Genomic DNA, 16,694 nt, shown 5'->3' on the forward strand with positions numbered 1-16,694 from the left:
AATTGATTAATTAATGTTTAACTAACCAATACAAATTTATGAAAATTAAATTAATTAAACTCCGTTCCATTCCTGGAAAGCGGTTACCCTTTATGATTATGAGAATAATTATTTTGTTATTATGCACTACGGTTTTCAGTTTAGCACCCAAACCGTCGTTCTCTCAAGAAAAAGTAATTATCAATCAAGACCAATGGGTTACTATTGATAAGGTATTTAAAATAATAAAGGATCAAACGAATTATACCTTCATTTACAGGTCTGATTTATTTGAAAACTATCCTAAAGTTTTATTGAAAAAGGGAACGATTAAAGCAAACAAGCTTTTAGAAAAAACCTTGCCACAAGAAGAGTTTGTCTATAGTTTTTCGGCAGATAAAACTATTGTGATTAAAATAAAGGTTCCCATACAGAACACCATTCCGCAAACTATACAACACCTTATTAGAGGAACCGTGGTTAGTGATAAAGGAGAACCGTTACCAGGTGTGAATGTTATTATAAAAGGAGCAAAAACAGGAACCTCAACAGATTTTGATGGTAAATATTCGCTTAATCTAAGAGATGGAGATGTAAAAAGCACTGTTTTAATCTTTAGTTACCTAGGATTCAAAACCCAAGAAATTGTTGTTGATTCTAGAACCGATATAGATGTGACCTTGATTCCAGATTTTTCTGGGCTTGATGAAGTTGTGGTAATAGGGTATGGAACTTCTAAAGTAAGAGATGTAACGGGTACAATTTCTAGTATAAGCGCAGGAGCAATAAAAACTGCACCATTGGGGGCTACTGCAGAAAGTTTAATACAAGGTAAGGCTGCGGGAGTTAATGTACAGATTCAGTCGGCATCGCCAACCTCTCCTATAAGTGTTATTATACGTGGCGGGTCTTCACTTAGTGGTACTAATCAACCATTGTGGGTTATCGACGGTGTTCCACAATATGCCCAATCTGATGACGGTAACATTTTTGGTCTACTTGAGGGTGATGCCAATAACATCTTCTATAATCTAAATTTAGATGATATACAAAGTATTGATATTTTAAAAGATGCATCAGCTACTGCAATATATGGATCTAGAGCAACAAACGGAGTCGTTCTTGTAACAACAAAAAAAGGTTCCTATAATAGTAAGCCTGTTTTTGAAATATCAACCAACGTTGGCATTTCAGTTGCTGATTGGAATGATTTTGATTATTTGGAGAGAGACGAATATGTCGATTTTTTAACAAATGTGTCGAATGAAGATGTTTTAGCCAGAGGTAATCCTGGTTTTAGCCGTTTCATCCTAGATAGATCTGCTTTTTTTGAGCTAAATACAAGTGAATTTGATGGACAATCTACTTTTGCTTTACTACCTGATGCATTTAATACGGAAAGTCAAGTTTCTAATTGGTTAGATCTTTTAACACAATCTCCTATTACAACAACTCATTCTTTCTCTGCGAGAGGAGGTTCAGAGAATACATCTTATTTCACATCTTTTAGTTATAATAAAACTGAAGGTGTCGTTAAAACTGGGTTTAGTGAAAGATATAGTGGTCGAATTAATTTTGACACTAAATTTAGTAAAAACTTAAAATTTGGGTTGAATTTAAGCGGCTCAACTAGAGAAGCCGATAATAAGGATGCATCAATAAATAATCTAAAAACAACGCGTCCAGATTTCCAAGCATATAATCCTGATGGCACTTTATTTCTAGGAAATGACGGATTTACACAAAATCCTTTATTGGATTTGGAGAACGATAATTTAAGTGAAAATGTGATTTTTCAGGGGACAGCTTATTTAGAAGCCAGGTTTTTAAAAGACTTCCTATTTAGAACAGCATTTTCCAACAATTACGTCGATACCGAAAGTGTTGCTTTTAAAAAAAGAGGAAGTCTTCAAGTTGAGGAAGAAGGTTTGAAACAAACGAACTTAAGCACAACATCTTCAAACATATGGGAAAACACATTAAACTATAAAAAAATATTTAATGAAAAACACGATGTAACGGGTTTATTAGGATATACTTTTGAGCGAAGTAATAGATATCAATTAAATATACAAGGAAATGGTTTTCCTGATAATGAGGTTCTAGATGGTTTTGGATCTGCCTCTTTTATCGATTTTATAAACGAAAGTGAATCGGATAATGCTTTAATTTCTCAGTTTGCAAGAGGGCAGTACCAATTCGATAAGCGTTATATAGTCTCTGGTACAATTCGTCGCGATGGTTCTTCTCGTTTTGGAGCCAACAGACGTTGGGGGTATTTCCCTTCTGGAGCAATAGCATGGGTAGTTTCTGGCGAAAAATTTATGCAGTCAGATAAAATGCAAAAATATGTGCCTTTTTTAAAGTTAAGAGCATCTTTTGGTAGAACTGGAGGACAAGATATAGGGAATTTTGATCACCTTTCTACATTTGCAGGTACTACTTATAATGGAGCTCCTGGTTTAATACCAAATTCTATAGGGAATAGAAACTTACAGTGGGAAGAGACAGACCTATTAGATTTGGGGATTGATTTTTCATTATTTAATGGTCGTGTATCTGGAACTCTTGGAAAATATAAAAAACAAAGTAGGGAAGCTCTTTTTACTACAAATATAGCTACAAGTTCTTCTTTTACTGAAGTGCCTACTAACATCGGTTCATTAGATAATGACGGTTACGAAATCTCCTTAAATTATGATATTATTCGTACAAAAAATCATCATTTAACCTTTAACTTTAATTGGGCTACCAATGACACTAAAGTCACAAAAATTAATGGAACTACTAATGAACTATTTTTTCCAGATTTCTCTGAGCCTTTTCAGAGATTGGTTGAAGGTGGTGCAGTCGATGAGTGGTGGGGGTTTCAAACAGCCGGAAGGTTTTTCGATTCAGCTGAAGATGCTGCTTCTTTTAGACCTAGAACTGAAGATGGAGGCGTAGGATTAATTCGAAATAGTAGAGGAGAAGAAACTAAAGGTGATATAATTTATATAGATCAAAATGGTGATGGTGAGATTACAGATGAAGATCGCGTAAATATAGGGTCAGCAACGCCCGATGGATTTGGAGGTTTTGGTTTTGGGTATACCCATAAAGGTCTCAGAATCAATGCCACTTTTGTTTATGCATATGGTCATAAAAGGCTATGGGAAGATGCTTTTAGATCTGGTGGAGGTGTTGCGTTTGAAAATCAATCTAATAGTATTGTAGGTCAGAGTGCTGGAGTAGTAGATGTACGAGATGCTCAGTTTCCAAGGATAACCTTATTTAGCTCAGTAAATTCGTTATTTTCTGATGCGTATTTGTTTGATGCTTCGTATCTGCGTTTAAGTCAGGTATCTATCGGGTATTCACTACCGAAAAAAGTTTTTAAAAATAGTACAATTTCAGGTATTGATATCACCCTACAAGGAACAAACCTATTTACTATTACAAATTATCCAGGGATAGATCCACAAGGAAACTTTACTAGTACCCAATTAGGAACTGGACTTGGTGTTGATGCTAGTACTTTTCCACAGACGCAGGGGTATAATCTTGGTATTAGAGTCACTTTATAATAAAAAACTACGATAAATATGAAAAATATAATTTATACAGCTTTAATAACCTTAGTCTTTGGAGCGAGTTCCTGTTCTTCTGATAACTTTCTAGACAGAGAACCAGATTTTATTCTGACTGAAGGTAATACAATTACTACTCCTACAGAAGCACGAACAGCGGTGAATGGAATTTACGCTGTTAGAGAGGATGCTTCTGGAGGATGGAGCGCAGGACACTATACTTCCAAAGCATCACAGTCTGGTTTTATAGACTGGAATGAGGGAGACTTTGAAATGTCGTCTACACAAACTAATCCAACATCAGTGGGAGAGTTCTATTGGATAGATTTTTACGGAATCGTAAATGCAGCAAATTTCGCTATAAAAGGAATTACAGATTTAGGGTCTGATGTATTTGATGGTGTAGAGGAATATAATGCACTATTAGCCGAAGCAAGATGCTGGCGTGCTTGGGCTCATATGAATATTTTTTGGAACTTTGGGCATTGGTTTTCTGATGATGATATAAATCCCTATGGTGTTTTATATCGTGAAGAAGTAGCTGACCTTGATAATCTAGAACAAGCAAGACTTAATGTTGGCGAAAGTTATGCGAAAATTTTTGAAGATTTAGACTTTGCCATAATGCATTTAAATAATTTTACTGATAATAGGTTTCTTTCCAAAGAATTTGCCAAGATCATTAAGGCAAAAGCATTGCTTAGACGAGGTGGGTTTAATGATAATATAGATCAATTAAACGAATCACTTGCTTTAGTAAATGATGTTTTAAATAATCCTCCAGCTGGTTTTGCTATGCAAGAAGACCTTGCCGAGGTGTATCAAGATTCTTGGGATTCTGAAGAGAATTTATTCGTAGGTTTCTTAGACGGTGATGGTGAGACTAGTGATGATATTCCTTTTGAGTATGAATTCGAAATTCCTGTACGTTTTGGACAGGAAATAAATCCGTTCGATCCCATCCCAGCAGACGAATTAACAGCAGGTTTGCGCTTTGGAGATGACTTGTTTAGAGCAGATCCAAGATGGTCTATAGTTACTGGAGAGTCATTTTTTGAAACATATACATGGATTAAACTTACTCGTTTTTCTCCGACAATAGGACAGTTCGATTTAAAATTTAATACCTACTATTTTAGATTTCCAGAATTGTATATCATGAGATCAGAATTATTGGCTAGAACAGGAGCTTCTATTGCAGAAGCAATAGCGCCAATAAATACCATGCGATCTATTAGAACGAATCCAGTATTGCCAAGTCTAAATCCGACTACTCAACAAGAATTAATGGATGCTATCTTTTTTGAGTACATCTTTGAGACATTTCTTGAAAACGGTAATGAGTTTTATGCAGCGTTAAGATTTGACGCTCCAAATGGTGACCCCTGGATTGAAACAATAAAAGCTAGTGCTGGTATTCCCTTGGTAATTAATAGTATTCCTTACCCTATTCCTAATGCTGAAATATTCGGGAACCAGTTAATGATACAAAACGAAGACTTAGAATAATAACAACATAAGAACAGAATATGAAATTTATACAATATATAAAAGCAATTTTTGTCGCATTGATAGCATTCGTAGGAATAGTTTCTTGTGACGATGATGATGAAATCAGAATCCCTTTTCCTGATGACATCAACTTTAATGAAATCGAATTAGAAAGATTTAGTTCAGAAATTCCAACTGCTCCGTTTACAGCAGGTGAAAATGCATCTCGTACTATAACGGTTAATGTAGTCAGTACAGGAGGAACATCTTTTAGCGGATTTGCCTTATCAAATAGAAATTGGAGGTCGTACCCTTGGAGTTTAAGTCCAGATTATGAACCTGCTGGAGGGCTATCGGCAACAGAACAACAGCAAGCTATCGACTCAACAGCATTTAGCGTATATACAAATAGAACAAATAGAACTGAAACTTATTTGATTGGAAATGCGGTTGCAGAAGATGCTTTTTTTACACTTAATCAACCTGCGGTGATTGAGCATATTCTTGTATCAAATACAACCTATAATTATTTATTGACAGAATTTGGATCAGTATTTTCTGGTGATTTTTTGGATTTTGATGCAGAAATATTTGATATTAATGGGGGGCCAATATTCAATCCAAATATCCCGAACGAAGACCGGGGAGGAAGATTTTTCCTGCCAGCTCCAGGAGGGGTTGAAGCAATAAGTTTATTTTCACATTCGATAGTAGATAATGTAGATGGCGCCTTTGTTAAATTGGAGATAGAAGGCTCCTTAAATGGAAACGTTACTGGAACTGTAGATGCCTATTTAGCAACAACACCTGGAGGAGATCCAGAAAACCCCAATTTTGATTTTGTTTTAAATGATTGGGTCCCTATAGATTTAACTTCTTTAGGACAAGTAGATCGTGTATTGTTTAGAATGTCATCATCCTATGTTGATGGATCTGGCGATATGATTTACCCTCCAACATTTTGCTTAGACGGTATCCGTATTCAACAATAACAATGGATAGATTAATAAATAGTTAAGTTGCTTAGTTACATATTGTTTACAGGGTGAGTTTAATTATTCACCCTGTAAACAATAACTAAAATTACCTATAAACTTATGTAGTTGGTTTTCATGTGATCAGATGTTTACTTTTTTAGAAATGGTAGTTCATAAAATATATTAAAACAATATCCAGAACATTTATTATTAAAAACAAATGGAAAAAATAATTTTATTATCTGTTTTATCTCTATGGATATTGGCGTGTAAAGAACTTAATATTTAACATGTCTTTGATAGGGGAAACCACTTCTTTTAAGCCATACTATATGACGAATACAAAATAAAAGTATTGATGAGCTTATATACCTTCTTTAAATTATTACTTCAATATTTAACAAACTTTATGCATTATTATTTTAATAAAAACTATTCATGAAAAATACTGTAATAATTTTACTTTTAATGTTGTTTTTGGCGTCTTGTGAGTCACCCCCATCTAAAGATTATATATTGCTTACTGGAACTATTTCAAAAGCTTTAAAAAAAGAATATGAACTAATTAAAATAGATAGTGAAACAGATCTCCGCACTATTATTACACTAGCAGAAGATGGTTCCTTTTCCTCTGATACCATAACCACTGGAACAGGACGTTATGTTTTTACTAATGGTGAACATAAAGCGTACCTTTATTTAACTAATGGAGGAAAATATAATTTGACGGGGGTTTCAAGAAAAATCGACAGATCCGCAAAGTTGACTGGAACAGATCCTGATGCTTCCAATTATTTATTATCTAAAACCCACCATATTTACAGCCTATTGGATAATCATTATGAATTTTATGAATTAAATGAATCCGATTTTGTTGCAGAACAAAAAAGACTTAATGAACTTTATGTTATCTATCTGGATAGCTTTCCAAATCTTCCTAAAGAATTTGTTGAAAAAGAACGCAAGGAATTGTATTACCATAACCTTGATGTTTTAAATAAATATATGCAATTACACCCAGAATATACTGGGAAAAGTGATTTTAAAGTTTCATCAGATTTTCTCAAAAAACTTGAAGACGTAGATTATACTAACGAAGAACTCTATAAACTTAGAGGTTCTTATTATAAAGAGATGGTCTCTTCACACTTTGGAGCAAAAGCTTTTTTAGCAGAACAAGAAGCAGAAAAAGCAGGAAATGAAAGTTACTTACCTACACTAAAAGTATATGGAGCCATTCCTAATGAGTATATAAAAAATGATTTATTAATGATAACAGGCAACCGTCACATAAGTTATACAGATCATTTAGACGAGTATTATAATGCTTATATGGCTGTTTCCACTTCAGAAGAAAATAACGAAATCATTACCAAAAAGTATGAAGCCCTAAAAAGACTTAGTAAAGGGCAACCTTCACCAACTTTTGAAAATTATGTCAATCATGCAGATGGAACATCTTCTTTAAGCGATTTTAAAGGAAAATACGTATATATTGATGTATGGGCAACCTGGTGTGGACCTTGTTTAAGAGAGGTTCCCTTCCTTCAGAAAGTCGAAAAACAATACCATAGAAAAAATATAGAGTTTGTAAGTATTTCTATTGATAAAGAAAAAAAACGTGATGCCTGGAGAAAAATGGTAACAGACAAAGAGTTAGGCGGAATTCAATTAATTGCAGATAAAGATTTTAATAGTGACTTTATGTTAGCCTATGATATTACTAGGATTCCACGTTTTATATTAATCGATCCAGATGGAAACATTATATCAAAGGATGCCCCACGACCTTCAGATCCAGATTTGATCGTTTTATTTAAAGAACTTAATATTTAACAAATTTTATACATTATTATTTTAATAAAAATATTCATGAAAAATACTGTAATAATTTTACTTTCAGCATTGTTTTTAGTGTCTTGTCAGTCAACCCCAAAGAAAGATTATATTTTGCTTACTGGTACCATTTCAGGTGCCCCAGAAAAAGAGTTTAGACTATATAAAAGAAAGAGTGGAGCCGATCTCACTATTATTAAACTAGCAGAAGATGGCACCTTCTCTTCCGATACCATAACCACTGGAACAGGATATTACACTTTTGGTGATGGTGGTAGAAATTCTGCAGAATTATATTTAATTAATGGAGCCGAATATAATTTGACGGCTATTGTGGAGGAATTCAGAAACACCGCAAAATTAACTGGGCCTAATTCTGATGCTTCTAATTATTTATTGTCTAAAAAAGATAACATGGATAAGCTAAGAGGAAGTCATTCTGAATTTTATTCATTAAACGAATCAGATTTTATTGCTAAGCAAGAAATGCTTTATGAAGGTTATGTTAGCTATTTAGATAGCTTTCCGAATATTCCTGAAGAATTTGTTGAAAGAGAGCGTAAGGAGTTGCATTACTACAGCCTTTTAAATTTAACTTACTATGAGGATTTTCACCGAAGATATACTAAACAATCTAATTTTAAAGTTTCAGCAGATTTTGCCAAGCAATTTGAAGATGTAGATTTTCATAATGAGGCGCTCTATAAACTTATAGGTTCTTACCGTAGATTGGTTCTTAAGCACTATGAAAAGAAAGCTGATTCAGCAGCAGAAACATCAGTAGCAGCAGGAAAAGAAAGATACTTTGATGTGTTGAAAGTATATGGAGCCATCCCTAATGACCATATAAAAAATAATTTATTAATGTCAGCAGCCCCGTATCACATAGGTTATACAGATAATATAGATGAGTATTATAATGCTTACATGACTGTTTCCACTTCAAAAGAGAATAACGAAATAATGACCAAAAAGTATAAGGGTCTAAAAAGACTCAGTGCTGGGGCAACTTCACCGATTTTTGAGAATTATGTCAATCATGCAGGAGGAACAACTTCTTTAAGTGATTTTAAAGGGAAGTACATATATATTGATATTTGGGCAACATGGTGTGGACCATGTTTAAAAGAGGTGCCCTTCCTTCAAGAAGTCGAAAAAAAATACCATGGAAAAAACATAGAATTTGTAAGTATTTCCATCGACAGTAAAGAAAAACGGGATGCTTGGAGAAAAATGGTAACGGATGAAGAGTTTAGCGGAGTTCAATTGATTGCAGATAAAGATTTTAATAGTGACTTTATTGCAGCCTATGAAATTAATAGCATACCACGTTTTATAATAATCGATCCAGAGGGAAAGATTGTATCAAGCAATGCTACAAAACCTTCAGATCCAGATTTGATCGTTTTATTTAATCAACTTAATATTTAGTATGTCTTTTTGATAAGGAGTAATCAATTATTTTAAGCTTCAACTACATAAGGAACATAAATGATAAACTTATACCCTTTATTAAATTAATTATTTGAGTGAGCTAAAGGGAAGGGTTATTTTTTTAAATAGCCCTTTTAAATTCCTTTTTTAGTTATGCGGTCACCCTTAGTTTAAAAACTTAAAAAAAATATGAAAAACAGAATAGCTTTACAAGCTATAAACACTGGTTTATAGATTACTTTGGCAAATATTCGTTTTGCTATGCTCCATAAAAAACAGGGGAAATCGATGTATTACTAATATTTTAAAACCCTAATTCAATACACTTTTAAGCTTTCTATTTGAGCCAAAAAGAAGAAATAGGATGGTATGCATCTTTTCTCTCGCTTTTTTTCTAATTATAGTAAAAGCTATCCCCATTTGATTTTCAACCGTTTTTTGAGAAATATTAAGATAATCTGCTATTTCAACATAGGTTAACCCTTCCTTTTTGCTTAATAAAAAAATTTCTTTGCATCTAGGAGGTAATTGCTCTATCGCATGTTTTACTAAAACCACTAAACGATCTAATTCTATATCACCTTCTTCATAAAGAGGTTTTATAGTCATAAAATATTTTTTTCTTAACTTATCTGTAGAAACTTCTTTTCGGTATAAATTTATAAACTCATTGTAGACTGATTTATAGAGAAAACTTTTAATAGAAGTATCAGATTTTAATTTTTTACGTTTTTCCCAGAACCTTATCAGTACATTTTGAACGAGATCTTCCGCTACAAAATGATCTCTCGAAAGCCCAAAAGCATAATCACATAAAACCTTAAAATAAGTTTTTACAAGATAGGTGTAAGCAAGTTCATCGCCTTTTTTAAGATGTTTAATTAATTTAAGATGTGTAGAGAACTCTTTTTTCAAGGGTAAATCAAATTAATTTTATGTAAACATATAATTTTTTTTATTTTTTTGGGGGTATAGTGGGGTAGATTTTGTATTAGTAAAGTGATAAGGCTTAAAAAAGCAGCTTAAAACAGTATGTACAGCCTAATTAAAAAATAATACAACTTTATACTGTTTTTTGATTAAAATGTAATCAAATGATTAAAAAGACATGATTAAAAAGACATGATTAAAATGCCCCCCATAATTATTAAATTTCTTTCTAACGATACTTTTAATACGACAAAGGAAGAATTAGAATTTTTAGAAAATTGGATTCAAAACCCTGAAAACGAACAGCTTTTTTCGGATTATATAAAAATGAATGCTGCTATAGAAAAGGAGCTAAAAACTTATGATATACAAAAAGCAGAGGAAAAAATCATGCTCCATATAAAACAAGAAAAAAATGTATTCTTTAGAAGAAAGATAAAAACAGTTATGAAATATGCAGTTGCAGCATCAGTATTACTTGTTGTAGCACTTACTGTATTTTTAAATAAAGAAAGCGGATCGCAGTTTACAGAACCAATCATCATAAATAATACGATTCAAGTAGGAACAGACAAAGCAATTTTAACCTTGGAAAATGGCGAGGAGATAACTTTGGTTAAAGGAACTTCCTTCCAAACCCCTAACGCGACGAGCAATGGTGAGGAGATTGTATATGAAAAAGGGGCTAGTAAAGACATTGCCCACAACTATCTAACAATCCCAAGAGGAGGGCAATACCATATTATATTAGCCGATGGAACAGATGTTTGGTTAAATTCTGAATCTCAATTAAAATACCCCGTAGCATTTAGCACTGGTGAAACCAGACAAGTAGAACTTGTGTATGGTGAGGCCTATTTCGATGTATCATCAAGTACTAATCATAATGGAGCAGACTTCAAAGTGTACCATCAAAAGCAAGAAGTACAAGTACTAGGTACAGAGTTTAATATCAAAGCCTATAAAGATGAAACTAATATTTACACCACCTTGGTAGAGGGAAAAGTGGCTGTAAGTACTAAAATTACTAATCAAATATTAGCACCAAGTCAACAATCTAAAGTAAACATAGTAAGGAATACAATATCAGTATCAAATGTAGAAGTAAATGCAGAAATAGCATGGATTAATGGCAAGTTTATACTACAGCAAAAAACATTAAAGGAAATTATGAAAATACTGTCTCGTTGGTATGATGTAGAAGTAATCTTTAATAATAAAGACCTCGAAGAAATTCGCTTCGAAGGAGTATTAAGCAAAAATCAAGATATTGAAGAGATACTAAATAATATTAAAAATTTCGGAGTCATTAATAACTTCGAGATCAATAATAAAACAATAACACTTAAATAAAACTGTAAAATAATTAACCAATACTAAAATTTATGACATAAAACTATATCATTAAAAAAGAAAGGGAACATCGTTTAGACCTCGCAAAAAGTATAAAACGCCATTCCCTTGTGTATTACCAATTAATTAAATGTTTAACCAACTAATAACAAAACAAATTTATGGAAATTAAATTAATTAGGCCCTGTTCTTTTTTTAGAAAACGGGTGCTGTTGATGATCATGAGAACATTCATTTTTTTACTAAGTACAATAGTTTTTAGTTTGAATACAGAAATAAGTTTGGCTCAAAATCGAGTCACTATTGATGCCGATAAACTTGTATCTGTTGATGAGGTATTCAAAATAATCATGAATCAAACGGAGTACAACTTTATCTATCCAGTGGGCTTATTTGAAAAAAATCCTAAAATACAGCTTAAAAAAGGTGCTGTTAAGATAGATAAGTTACTTAACCAAAGTATTGGTACGGCAAAATTTAATATAATATTATCTGCAAACAATAATATAGTAATAAAGCCAAAGGCTATTGGTCAACAAAGACAAGTGTCTGGTACGATCACAGATGAAAATGGTATACCATTGGCAGGCACAACAATTCTGGTTAAGGGGACTCGAAGGGGGGTAGCTACAGATTTTGATGGTAATTATACCATAGTGGTCGCAGATGTGACTAATGTATTAGTGTTCTCATCTTTAGGGTATAAAAAACAAGAAATTGTTATTGGATCTAAGACAACAATTGATGTACAAATGAAACCTGACTTTTCTGGACTTGATGAGGTTGTTGTTATAGGATATGGAACGTCTACGGTGAGAGATGCTACAGGAGTCATTTCTAGAATTAGTGCTAAAGAGATTGATGATGCTCCTATGGGGGCAAGTGTTGAAAGTTTATTGCAAGGCAAAGCTGCAGGAGTAAATGTTCAAATTCAATCTGCGTCACCAACATCACCAATAAGTGTCATTATTCGAGGTGCTTCATCACTAAATGGAGACAATCAACCTTTATGGGTTATTGATGGTGTAGCACAAGCTTCCTCGACAACTTCTGGTAATATAGAAAATACATTATATAATTTAAACCTGCAGGATGTTCAAAGTATAGACGTTTTAAAGGATGCTTCTGCAACAGCTGTCTATGGTTCAAGAGCTGCACATGGTGTCGTAATTGTTACTACCAAAAGAGGGTCACCAAATACGAAGCCTATATTTGAGGTATCAACGAATGTTTCACTTACGGTTTCTGACTTTAATTCGTTCGAATATTTTGATGCACCCCAATACATTGACTTTGTCACAGCTGCTAATAAGGAAGGTGTTCTTTCTGAGGGGTTTCAATATTTTTCTTCGCAATATTTAGACGAACAGGCCTTCTGGAATTTGAACACTAGTGAATATGATGCGTCTGATTTGAAGAATCTTCCAAATGCCTTTTATGGTGCCAATACCAAGTGGCAAGATATCGTTACACAGAATCCTGTAAATGTGGACTATAACTTCTCCGTTCGTGGCGGATCAGAACGAACTACTTATTTTGTATCATTCAACCATCAAGATACAGAAGGTATTGTTATCACTGGAGAAAGTAAGCGCTACACTGGGCGTATTAATTTTGAGACAAGTGTTAATGACAATATTAAATTTGGACTAAACTTAAATGGTAGTACACGTACAACTAGCGATAAAGATGGTTTACTATTTACTTTAAAAGGAGTACGTCCAGACTTCAAGGAGTATAACGATGATGGTACTATATTTGTTCCAGGTTACTATATTGAAAACCCTCATACTGCTTTAGCAAATACCAATGCTGGAAAGGGAATTAACTTTTCTGGAACCGCCTTTTTAGAAATGAAAATTTTTAAAAATCTAAAATGGAGAAGTGCCTTTTCAAATACTTATGCAGACTCTGAAAGATTACGATATACCCGAAGAGGAAGTTACCAGGAAGAAGATGGAGAAAGAATCTGGAGTAATGGAAAATCTTCCCGTGATGCCATCGAAAACACCTTGACTTATGCGTCACTTATAAAGGACAAACATGATATTAAGGTTTTAACAGGTTACACTTTAGAGAGTAACGTTAGGGGGAGTTATTATATGAGTGCATATAATTTTCCTGATGATGATATTCTCAATAATTTTGGATCTCAGGCATCGATAAGCAGTATAGATGAGTCTAAAACAAGTAACGCGTTAGTTTCGCAATTTTCACGTTTACATTATAAATTTGACGATCGTTATATTATTTCAGGTACTATTCGTCGAGATGGTTCATCACGTTTTGGAGAGGACAGAAAATGGGGAACCTTCCCTTCTGGAGCTGCAGCATGGTTAGTTACTGGGGAAAATTTTATGCAATCTAAAAAAATTAAAAAATATGTTTCTTATTTAAAGTTAAGAGCATCCATAGGCTTAACAGGCTCTCAAAACCTTGGAAATTTTGATTGGATAACCAGAGTTGATGCTACAACTTATAATGATAGCCCTGCGATTTTCCCAAGTTCACTTGGAAATCCTGAATTACAATGGGAAGAGACTCAAATGTTTGATTTAGGTGCAGATTTTGGATTATTCGATGATCGTGTCGCTGGTTCGGTTGGGATATACCAAAAGAAAAGTGATAAGTTAATTTACGATGAGGATATCCCCTGGAGTTCTGCTGCGAGAGACATTAGCTCTAATGTAGCCTCAATGGAAGCTAAAGGTTTTGAATTTAATTTTAAATATGATATCATTCGCTCTAAGGAGCATCGGATGACTTTTGATTTTAATTTCGCCACCAATGCTTCGAAAATATTAAAAATTAATGGAAATTTAGATCAACTAATTTTCCCAGGAAGTTATAACCCACTTATGGTGGTGAATGCAGGGGACAAAATAGGCGAATGGTATGGATTCCAAACAGCTGGACGATTTTATGTAAATGCTGAGGATGCTTACGCAATGAGAAACAACTCAAGTTCTTCGGGAAGTCCAGAGCCTTTCAACGTTGATACAGAAACAACAGGAGATCTTATCTATATTGACCAAAATGGAGATGGAGAAATTACCAGCGACGATGATCGTGTACATTTAGGAACTTCAATCCCTAAAGGCTATGGAGGATTTGGTTTAACTTATATATATAAAGGTTTTAGAGTTAATACAACCTTTACTTATGCCTATGGGCACAAAAGACTTTGGAATTTACCTAGGGACGATGCTAACAGCGGTTTTGGAGATTATAATCAAAGTAATCTAATTGGAGGACAAAGTACTATTGTAAAAAATCCATATGAAGCAGTCTTTCCAAGAATAACCCCAGACGGAATTGGCGGTAATGGATTGTTTTCTGATTTTTATTTACACAATGCATCTTATGTTCGCTTAAATGCATTGAATATTAGTTATAAACTTCCCAATCAAATTTTTAAGAACTCAACACTTAATGGAATTGAGATTAATTTCCAAGCTACAAATTTATTAACGATTACAAAATATCCAGGGTTTAGACCAGATGGAGGAGGGTCTAGTTATACAGATGTTGATTCTGGAGCGGGAGAAGATGATAGTACTTATCCTTCTGCACAAATTTATAGTCTTGGAATTAAATTTAAACTTAAATAAAAATATTAGGTATGAAAAAATTATTTTATATAGCGTTAATGGCTCTAATCTTTGGAGTATGCTCTTGCGCTGATAATTTGGATTTAACACCAGATTATGAGTTAAATGAGAAAAATGCAATAACAGACAAGGTTAAGGCTCGAGCTGCTGTTAATGGAATCTATCCATTTATAACACAAGGGTCTAATTTTTCTGGAGGGCTTTATGGTGCTTTAGCATCTAAAGCTGGATTTGTTGACTGGTCTAATGGTGATTTTAATATGACCACCACACAATCAAATAATAGCCCTTCTGTACAATATAAATGGCTAGGGTATTACGAAACCATAAATGCTGCAAATTTTGCTATAAGTGGTATTTCCAAACTCAGTGAAGTGAAATTAGATGAGGAAGAAAAAATTGCTTTAATTGCTGAAGCTAGATGCTTAAGAGCGATGGCACATGCTTATGTTTTCTGGGTTTATGGACATTGGTGGGCTAGTGACGATAGCGACGCTTATGGTATATTATATCGTGATGAACTAGCTACCGTAACAAATCTTCAAAAACCAAGACTTAACGTAGGAGAAAGTTATAAAAAAATATATGAAGATCTTGATTATGCTATTGCTAATTTAGGAAACTTTAGTACTAATAGGCACGTTTCTAAAGAGTTTGCTAAAGTTTTAAAAGCTAAAATAATGCTTTATAGAGCAGGGTTTGACGATAAAACAACTGGTCTTGACGAAGCTCTTACTTTGGTAAATGAAGTCTTAAATTCTAGTATTCCAGGTTTTTCTATGCAAGGAGACTTAGCTCAGGTTTATAAAGATTCGTGGGATTCTGAAGAAAACCTATTTTCTGGTTATTTAGAAGGAAACGGAGATACTAACTATAGAGACAGCGATTCTTGGTATAGGCAGAGAATTCTTCATAACTATTCAACCAGGTTGCCTCTCGATCCTGGCATACTACCTACTGCAGGGCTAAGACGTGGAGCCGATTGGTTTCAAGCAGATCCGCGTTGGGATATTGTTACAGGTGTGTCTAGAGATTCTTATTCTTGGGATATAATAGAAAGATATGCTTTTACTAAAGTAACAAGATTTGGTGAATATGCAGGATTGAGGCAGACTCCGCCAGATAATAAATACAACACCTATTTTTTTAGATATCCAGAATTGTACATTTTAAAAGCAGAATTGTTAGCAAGAACTGGTGCTACTGTTGCAGATGCAATTGCACCCATTAACGAAATGCGTTCTAAAAGAACAAATCCAGTATTTCCTACACCTTTAAACCCTACAACAAAACAAGAATTGATGGATCTTATCTTTAAAGAATATTTTTTAGAAACGTTCTTGGAAAATGGGAGTGAGTTTTTTGCTTCTGTACGATTTAAAGATGGAGCAGGACAACTCTGGGCAGAAAATTTGAAGGAAATGACAATAGAGTTCAACCGATTGTGTTACCCTATTCCAAGTGAAGAGATGGAAACAAATAAATTAATGATTCAAAATCCTGATTTAGAATAA

The 16,694-nt window shown here is 33.7% G+C and carries 9 protein-coding genes; 8 read left to right on the forward strand and 1 reads right to left on the reverse strand.

Annotation, left to right across the window (positions count from 1 at the left end):
- Positions 1–38 precede the first annotated feature (38 nt).
- The 5 genes from Q4Q40_RS15590 to Q4Q40_RS15610 all read left to right on the forward strand — a co-directional run bounded on the left by Q4Q40_RS15590 (position 39) and on the right by Q4Q40_RS15610 (position 9,283).
- The gene (locus Q4Q40_RS15590; RefSeq protein ID WP_303302828.1) at positions 39–3,545 is read left to right on the forward strand and encodes a SusC/RagA family TonB-linked outer membrane protein; all 3,507 of its coding nucleotides are present in this window, start codon (positions 39–41) and stop codon (positions 3,543–3,545) included.
- 18 nt (positions 3,546–3,563) lie between these two features.
- Positions 3,564–5,057, forward strand: a complete 1,494-nt coding sequence (locus Q4Q40_RS15595; RefSeq protein WP_303302829.1) for a RagB/SusD family nutrient uptake outer membrane protein — start codon at positions 3,564–3,566, stop codon at positions 5,055–5,057.
- A 20-nt stretch (positions 5,058–5,077) separates the two neighbouring features.
- Positions 5,078–6,031 carry a DUF4465 domain-containing protein gene (locus Q4Q40_RS15600; RefSeq protein WP_303302830.1) on the forward strand — a complete coding sequence of 318 codons (954 nt, stop codon included), beginning with the start codon at positions 5,078–5,080 and terminating at the stop codon, positions 6,029–6,031.
- A 423-nt stretch (positions 6,032–6,454) separates the two neighbouring features.
- The gene (locus Q4Q40_RS15605) at positions 6,455–7,852 is read left to right on the forward strand and encodes a redoxin family protein (protein WP_303302831.1); all 1,398 of its coding nucleotides are present in this window, start codon (positions 6,455–6,457) and stop codon (positions 7,850–7,852) included.
- Positions 7,853–7,888: 36 nt separating this feature from the next.
- On the forward strand, positions 7,889–9,283 hold the full coding sequence (locus Q4Q40_RS15610; protein WP_303302833.1) for a TlpA family protein disulfide reductase: 1,395 nt from the start codon (positions 7,889–7,891) through the stop codon (positions 9,281–9,283).
- A 315-nt stretch (positions 9,284–9,598) separates the two neighbouring features.
- Here Q4Q40_RS15610 and Q4Q40_RS15615 read toward each other — a convergent pair whose 3' ends face one another.
- Positions 9,599–10,201 (reverse strand): RNA polymerase sigma factor, encoded by a 603-nt coding sequence (locus tag Q4Q40_RS15615; protein ID WP_303302835.1) that lies wholly within the window; start codon positions 10,199–10,201, stop codon positions 9,599–9,601.
- A gap of 216 nt (positions 10,202–10,417) precedes the next feature.
- On the opposite strand from Q4Q40_RS15615, the gene Q4Q40_RS15620 reads away from it, so the two are divergent.
- The 3 genes from Q4Q40_RS15620 to Q4Q40_RS15630 all read left to right on the forward strand — a co-directional run bounded on the left by Q4Q40_RS15620 (position 10,418) and on the right by Q4Q40_RS15630 (position 16,694).
- Positions 10,418–11,569 (forward strand): FecR family protein, encoded by a 1,152-nt coding sequence (locus Q4Q40_RS15620; RefSeq protein ID WP_303302836.1) that lies wholly within the window; start codon positions 10,418–10,420, stop codon positions 11,567–11,569.
- Between the two features lie 263 nt (positions 11,570–11,832).
- Positions 11,833–15,180 carry a SusC/RagA family TonB-linked outer membrane protein gene (locus tag Q4Q40_RS15625; protein WP_303302837.1) on the forward strand — a complete coding sequence of 1,116 codons (3,348 nt, stop codon included), beginning with the start codon at positions 11,833–11,835 and terminating at the stop codon, positions 15,178–15,180.
- Positions 15,181–15,191: 11 nt separating this feature from the next.
- Positions 15,192–16,694, forward strand: coding sequence for a RagB/SusD family nutrient uptake outer membrane protein (locus Q4Q40_RS15630; protein ID WP_303302838.1), 1,503 nt, complete (start codon positions 15,192–15,194; stop codon positions 16,692–16,694).

It is taken from the genome of Flavivirga jejuensis, from assembly GCF_030540765.1.
GTDB lineage: Bacteria > Bacteroidota > Bacteroidia > Flavobacteriales > Flavobacteriaceae > Flavivirga > Flavivirga jejuensis.